The organism is Raoultella sp., from assembly GCF_039594335.1.
GTDB lineage: Bacteria > Pseudomonadota > Gammaproteobacteria > Enterobacterales > Enterobacteriaceae > Klebsiella.
Genome location: NZ_JBCNNS010000031.1, coordinates 35,239 through 41,722 on the forward strand (window position 1 = coordinate 35,239; position 6,484 = coordinate 41,722).

Annotated in this window: 7 protein-coding genes; all 7 read left to right on the forward strand. The window is 58.1% G+C overall.

Annotated elements, in window-relative coordinates:
- Positions 1–80: 80 nt before the first annotated feature.
- A complete protein-coding gene (locus tag ACZAHD_RS07890; RefSeq protein WP_462456278.1) occupies positions 81–866 on the forward strand; it encodes a transporter substrate-binding domain-containing protein in 786 nt (261 codons plus the stop codon).
- Between the two features lie 9 nt (positions 867–875).
- The gene (locus ACZAHD_RS07895; RefSeq protein ID WP_462456279.1) at positions 876–1,541 is read left to right on the forward strand and encodes an amino acid ABC transporter permease; all 666 of its coding nucleotides are present in this window, start codon (positions 876–878) and stop codon (positions 1,539–1,541) included.
- The gene (locus ACZAHD_RS07900) at positions 1,541–2,197 is read left to right on the forward strand and encodes an amino acid ABC transporter permease (RefSeq protein ID WP_462456285.1); all 657 of its coding nucleotides are present in this window, start codon (positions 1,541–1,543) and stop codon (positions 2,195–2,197) included. Before ACZAHD_RS07895 ends, ACZAHD_RS07900 begins: the two co-directional genes overlap by 1 nt.
- Positions 2,178–2,915 carry an amino acid ABC transporter ATP-binding protein gene (locus ACZAHD_RS07905; RefSeq protein WP_462456280.1) on the forward strand — a complete coding sequence of 246 codons (738 nt, stop codon included), beginning with the start codon at positions 2,178–2,180 and terminating at the stop codon, positions 2,913–2,915. Before ACZAHD_RS07900 ends, ACZAHD_RS07905 begins: the two co-directional genes overlap by 20 nt.
- Positions 2,916–2,930: 15 nt before the next feature.
- Positions 2,931–4,172, forward strand: coding sequence for a pyridoxal-phosphate-dependent aminotransferase family protein (locus ACZAHD_RS07910; protein ID WP_462456281.1), 1,242 nt, complete (start codon positions 2,931–2,933; stop codon positions 4,170–4,172).
- Positions 4,169–5,431, forward strand: coding sequence for an allantoate amidohydrolase (hpxK, locus tag ACZAHD_RS07915; RefSeq protein WP_462456282.1), 1,263 nt, complete (start codon positions 4,169–4,171; stop codon positions 5,429–5,431). The genes ACZAHD_RS07910 and hpxK overlap by 4 nt, the downstream gene beginning before the upstream one ends.
- A gap of 332 nt (positions 5,432–5,763) precedes the next feature.
- A partial coding sequence (locus ACZAHD_RS07920; RefSeq protein WP_462456286.1) for a GGDEF domain-containing protein occupies positions 5,764–6,484 on the forward strand: 721 nt, incomplete at its 3' end.

A 6,484-nucleotide genomic window follows, 5' to 3' on the forward strand; every position in this document is an offset into this window, starting at 1 on the left:
ATTTTTTGTATCTGGCACATTAGTTGCAGAAGTTTACTTAAAGAATCTTTTGTTTCATACTAACGTAACGGGTAAACATCATGAAAAAACTGCTGATCGCACTGGCCGGGGCCGCTTGTCTGTTCACGCAAATCACAGCAGCAAAAGCTGACCAACTGCAGGATATTGAAAAGCGCGGCGTGATTCGCATTGCGGTGCCGCAGGATTTCCCGCCGTTCGGTTCGGTAGGGACCGATCTCCAGCCGCAGGGCTATGACATCGATATGGCGCATTATCTTGCCAAACAGATGAAGCTCAAGCTGCAACTGGTGCCGGTGACCAGCGCCAACCGGGTACCTTATCTGCAAACCGATAAGGTTGACCTGGTTATCTCCAGCCTCGGTAAAAACGCCGAGCGTGAGAAGGTGATTGATTTCAGCCGCGCCTACGCCCCGTTCTTCCTCGGCGTATTTGGCCCGAAAGGGAAAGAGCTGAAAGATCCGGCGGCGCTGAGCGGTAAAAGTATTGGCGTGACCCGCGGCGCGGTGGAAGACATGGTGCTGACCAGCGTTGCGCCGAAAGAGGCGCAGATTAAGCGCTACGAAGATAACAACACCACGCTGTCGGCGTATCTGTCCGGTCAGGTGCAGTATGTGGCGACCGGTAACCTGGTAGTGGCGGCTATCTCCCGGCAGAACGCCGACAAAGCCCCGGTGCCGAGCTTTATGCTGAAGGATTCGCCGTGTTTTATCGGCCTGAAAAAGGACGAGCCGGCCCTGAAGGCAAAAGTGGATACGCTGATTGAGCAGGGCCTGAAAGACGGCACCCTGAACGGGTTGTCTGAGAAGTGGCTGAAAGCGCCGCTGCCTGCCAGCCTCGGCGCATAAGGTCCAGGCATGACGGAGCAACTTCATTTCTCTGAGCTCTGGCCGCACTGGCCGGAGCTGCTGGCGGGGCTGTGGGTGACCATTCAACTGACGGTGCTGGCGACGATCGGCGGCCTGACGATAGGCATCTTCGGCGCGGCCATCCGCAGCGGGCGTCCCACGTGGTTCAGCCGGATTTGGGGCGGGTATGTCGAACTGATTCGCAACACGCCGTTCGTAGTCCAGCTGTTTTTTATCGTCTTTGGGCTGCCTAACCTCGGGCTCAAGATGACGGCGGGCGAAGCCGCGCTGCTGGCGATGGTGGTCAATCTTGGCGCCTACAGTACCGAGATCGTGCGCGCCGGGATCCAGGTGACGCCAAAAGGCCAGTGGGAGGCCGGGCGCGTGCTGGGGCTGAGCCGCACACAGACCTTTATCCGGGTGGTGTTGCCACCGGCGCTGCAGCGGATTTACCCGGCGCTGGTCAGTCAGTGCATTATCGTGATGCTGGGATCGTCGGTGGTTTCACAGGTCTCTTATGAAGAGCTGACCTTTGCCGCCAACCTGATTCAGTCGCGGACGTTTCTGAGCTTTGAGGTCTATCTGGTGACGACGGGGATCTACTTAGTGTTGTCGATAACAATGCGTCAACTGCTGATGGCGGCAGGGCGAAAATGGCTGGGGGTGCAGGCATGATGGTCACCTTTACCGACTGGGATATTATTCGCAATCTGCTGTTGGCCGGGCGCTGGACGGTGCTGCTGTCGCTGGTGGCGTTTATCGGCGGCGCGCTGGTGACGTTGCCACTGCTGCTGCTACGCCTGACCGGCGGGCGGCGGGTCAAACGCCTGATTCGCGGCTATATCGAACTGTTTCAGGGCACGCCGCTACTGATGCAGCTGTTTCTGGCCTTCTTCGGCGTGGCGCTGTTCGGCATCGATGTTTCGGCGTGGACCGCCGCATCGTTGGCGCTGACCCTATACACCAGCGCCTTTTTACTTGATATCTGGTTTGGCAGTATCCGCGCGTTGCCGAAAGGGCAGTGGGAGGCGTCGCGCTGCCTGGGCCTCAGTTTTTCCCAGACGCTGTTTCGCGTCATTGCGCCGCAGGCGCTGCGTATCGCCATTGCGCCCACCGTGGGGTTTGCGGTGCAGGTGGTGAAAGGCACCGCGCTGGCGTCGATTATCGGCTTCGTCGAGCTGACCAAAGCCGGCACGATGCTGACCAACGTGACCTATCAGCCGTTTAAAGTCTTTGCGCTGGTGGCGCTGGGCTATTTCATTCTGTGCTACCCGCTGTCCCGCTACAGCCGCTATCTGGAGATTAAATTCAATGCCTCTCATCACCATTAATCAGATGCAGAAGTACTACGGTGACAACCACGTACTGAAAGGTGTCGATCTGGACATCGAGATGGGCGAGGTGATTTCGATCATTGGCCGTAGCGGCTCGGGGAAGAGCACACTGCTGCGTTGCATCAACGGGCTGGAAGGTTACCAGGACGGCAGCATCAAACTGGGCGGCATGACCATCACCGACCGCGATTCGCAGGCGCGCGAGATCAGCCGCTCCATCGGGATGGTGTTCCAGAGTTTTAACCTGTTTCCGCACATGACCGCGCTGGAGAACGTGATGCTGGCGCCGCGGCGGGTGCTGAAAAAAAGCGCCGCCGAATGTCGGGAACTGGCCCAGCAGATGCTGGAGAAGGTCGGCCTTGGCGATCGGCTGGACTATTATCCCTCCAGCCTCTCCGGCGGCCAGCAGCAGCGAGTGGCGATTGCTCGCGCGCTGGCGATGTCGCCAAAAGTTTTACTTTGTGACGAGATTACCTCAGCGCTGGATCCGGAACTGGTGGGTGAAGTGCTCAAGGTTCTTGAGCAACTGGCTGCCGAGGGAATGACGCTGATTCTCGTCACCCATGAAATGAATTTTGCCCGTGAAGTGGGCGATCGGGTGGTGTTTATGCATCAGGGACGGGTCTGGGAACAGGGCGACAGTAAAACGCTGTTTGCCAACCCGCAGACCAATGAACTGAAGCAGTTTATCTCCTCCGTTCGCGGCCTGAATTAATCAAAGGACTCTAAAATGGATATCGCTCAATTTTCGCAACTCAATCCGCCGCCACGCCTGCTGATGGGGCCAGGGCCGATTAACGCCGACCCACGCGTGCTGCGCGCCATGTCGAGCCAACTGATTGGTCAGTACGATCCGGCGATGACCCACTATATGAATGAGGTCATGGCGCTGTACCGCGGGGTCTTCCGTACCGAAAACCGTTGGACGATGCTGGTGGATGGCACCTCGCGCGCGGGAATCGAAGCGATTCTGGTGTCGGCTATTCGCCCCGGCGATAAGGTGCTGGTGCCGGTATTTGGCCGCTTCGGCCATCTGCTGTGTGAAATTGCCCGCCGCTGTCGTGCCGAGGTTCACACCATTGAAGTACCGTGGGGCGAAGTCTTCACCCCCGACCAGGTGGAAGACGCCATCAAACGCGTGCGCCCGCGTCTGCTGCTGACGGTGCAGGGCGATACCTCGACCACCATGCTCCAGCCGCTGGCGGAACTGGGTGATATCTGCCGCCGTCACGACGTGCTGTTTTACACCGACGCAACCGCCTCGCTGGCTGGCAACACTCTGGAGACCGATGCCTGGGGACTGGATGCGGTCTCGGCCGGGATGCAGAAATGCCTCGGCGGTCCGTCTGGCACCTCGCCGATTACTCTGAGCGCGCGCATGGAGGCGGTGATTCGCCGCCGCAAATGCGTGGAGGAGGGCATTCGTACCGACGCCCATCTTGATGGCGTGGATGAGATGGTTTACTCCAACTATTTCGATCTCGGTATGGTGATGGACTACTGGGGACCGGAGCGCCTGAATCACCACACCGAAGCCACATCGGCGCTGTTCGGCGCCCGCGAATGTGCGCGACTGATCCTGCAGGAGGGGCTGGATAAGGGGATCGCCCGGCATAAGCTGCATGGCGATGCGCTGCTCAAGGGCATTCAGGCGATGGGGCTGGAGACCTTCGGCGACCTGAAACATAAGATGAACAACGTGCTCGGGGTCGTTATTCCGCAGGGCGTCAACGGTGACCAGGTACGCAAGCTGATGCTGGAGGATTTTGGCATTGAGATCGGCACCTCCTTTGGCCCGCTGCATGGCAAAGTGTGGCGTATCGGTACCATGGGCTATAACGCGCGGAAAGATTGCGTGCTGACCACGCTCAGCGCTCTGGAGTCGGTACTGAATTACCTGAAATTCTCGACTACCCAGGGGGCAGCGATGCAGGCGGCGTGGGATCACTATTACAGCGAGAGTTCGCGATGAATCAATCAGCACGCCAGCAGTCGGAGATGATGGTGGCCGCAGAGCGGGTGATGGCCCGCGCCGATGAGCTGGCCGCGATCAGCGAAACGGCCGAAGGGCTGACCCGGGTGTATCTCTCGCCGCAGCATTTGCAGGCCAATCAACTGGTGGCACGCTGGATGACGCAGGCGGGCATGACCGTCTGGCAGGACAGCGTCGGCAACATTTGCGGACGTTATGAAGGTGAGCAAGAGGGGGCACCCGCAATTCTGCTGGGGTCTCATCTGGATACCGTACGTAATGCCGGGCGCTACGACGGTATGCTGGGGGTGCTCACGGCGATTGATGTAGTTGAAAACCTGCATCAACAGGGGCGTCGTCTGGCGAAAGCGATAGAGATTGTCGGTTTCTGCGATGAAGAAGGGACCCGCTTCGGGATCACGTTGCTGGGCAGCCGTGGCCTGACGGGAACCTGGCCGGAGAGCTGGCTGGCGCAGACCGATGCGCAAGGGATAAGCGTGGCGCAGGCGATGGTGCAGGCCGGGCTTGATCCGGCGAGAGTCAGCCTGGCGGCGCGTCCGCCGGCGGATATCGCCAGCTATCTGGAGCTGCACATTGAGCAGGGGCCTCGCCTTGAACAAGCGGGGCTGGCGCTCGGGGTAGTGGAGGCCATCAACGGCGCCCGCCGCCTGAACTGCCGTTTTACCGGTGAAGCAGGTCATGCCGGAACGGTACCGATGAGCCAGCGTCGGGATGCGCTGGCCGCCGCCGCCGAATGGATGGTCTTCATTGAGGCGACAACCCGGCAGCACGGGGGGGACCTGGTGGCTACGGTCGGAACGCTGCGCTGCGCCCCGGGGGCGGTTAACGTCATTCCCGGCGAGGTGGCGCTGACTCTGGATATTCGCGGCCCGCAGGATGGTCCGCTCGACGCACTGCTCACCACGCTGCTGGACGCCGCGCAGGCGATAGCCGCCCGTCGCCATCTGCACTTTGCTGCCGAAGCGTTCTACCACATCGCCGCGACCGCCTGCGATCGGCAACTGCAGGCGGTGTTGACGCAAGCCGTCAACGAGGTGCAGGGGAGCTCACTCTCCTTGCCAAGCGGCGCCGGGCACGATGCGATCGCCATCGCCGAACGTTGGCCGGTAGGCATGCTGTTTGTGCGCTGCAAAGGTGGCGTCAGCCACCACCCGGCGGAGTCTGTTACCCGGGAGGATGTGGCGTTGGCTATTGCCGCGTTTCGCCGCGCAACGCGGGCGCTGGCCGAAAATGCTTAAGTTGTCCCGACCGGTCGCGCAAGCGATATCCTCAGTGCAGGCGTCGCGCTAAGAGTCGGTAACCGGCGGCAGACTGACGGCAATGAAGGGGGATTTTTACCCGGAAATAGCACAAAATGCTAAATATGCGGATGGTGAACTCTATACCATCCGCGCCACTGACCTCGTCACCATGGATTGGTAGTCAGTTGGAATTATTCCGCGGGGTCAGTCTGTTCTTCTTGTCAGGCATCAATGACACCTTTAACCCTCAGATAATTATCGTTTTTACTTGCTGAAAATTGTCTGGTCGTTATGTAACCTTGTGAAAAGACATGATGCTGACGAGAGACATGCCGATGCTGAATTCAGAAAAGAATATTAATATAAAAGCGCAGTCCTCCCGTTCCTGGATGAACCTTTTCCCCGCATTGCTGGTGATTATCGCCGTTTCCACATTGTGTGTTGTGATTTCAAAACCATTAGGTCCCTGGAACCTCATCTTCGCTAACGCCGGGCTGTATATTGATCTGTTAGCCTTATTGTTCCTGGTGTTTATGCTATGGATTTCGGCGAAGGTCAGAATGAGCCATGTCGCGGTAAAGAGGGTGCGCTACGGGCTGTTGCTTTGGATAGCCGGCGGCACCTTTGATTTAATGGACGAAATATTTGTCCAGCCGAAATGGATGGGCTATTACTGCGAAGATCTGCTCCGCCTTTCCGGCATGCTGTTGACGACCATCGGCATCTACAAAATTATTGAACGTATTAACGTGCTGTACGTGGACGCGCGTTCTCAATCGTTAAAAGATGAGCTGACTCAACTGCCTAACCGGCGCTTTTTCATTGACACTATCCGCGAAAGACAGGGCCATCAGCTGGCGCTGATGATTCTGGATATTGATTTTTTCAAGAAGATAAATGATACCTATGGCCATCTGGTGGGCGATGAGGTGCTCTTCGCGTTGGGAAAACAGCTGGCAAAATTAACCAGTGATAAAATTCTGCCCGCCCGAATTGGCGGTGAAGAGTTTGCCATTATTATTGACGGAATGTCGGCCGAGGAGGTACGCA

What these genes read in the sequence shown, in the direction of transcription:
- ACZAHD_RS07890 (WP_462456278.1), top strand. Translation starts at nt 81, where the DNA reads ATGAAAAAACTGCTGATCGCACTGGCCGGGGCCGCTTGTCTGTTCACG.
- ACZAHD_RS07895 (WP_462456279.1), top strand. Translation starts at nt 876, where the DNA reads ATGACGGAGCAACTTCATTTCTCTGAGCTCTGGCCGCACTGGCCGGAG.
- ACZAHD_RS07900 (WP_462456285.1), top strand. Translation starts at nt 1,541, where the DNA reads ATGGTCACCTTTACCGACTGGGATATTATTCGCAATCTGCTGTTGGCC.
- ACZAHD_RS07905 (WP_462456280.1), top strand. Translation starts at nt 2,178, where the DNA reads ATGCCTCTCATCACCATTAATCAGATGCAGAAGTACTACGGTGACAAC.
- ACZAHD_RS07910 (WP_462456281.1), top strand. Translation starts at nt 2,931, where the DNA reads ATGGATATCGCTCAATTTTCGCAACTCAATCCGCCGCCACGCCTGCTG.
- hpxK (WP_462456282.1), top strand. Translation starts at nt 4,169, where the DNA reads ATGAATCAATCAGCACGCCAGCAGTCGGAGATGATGGTGGCCGCAGAG.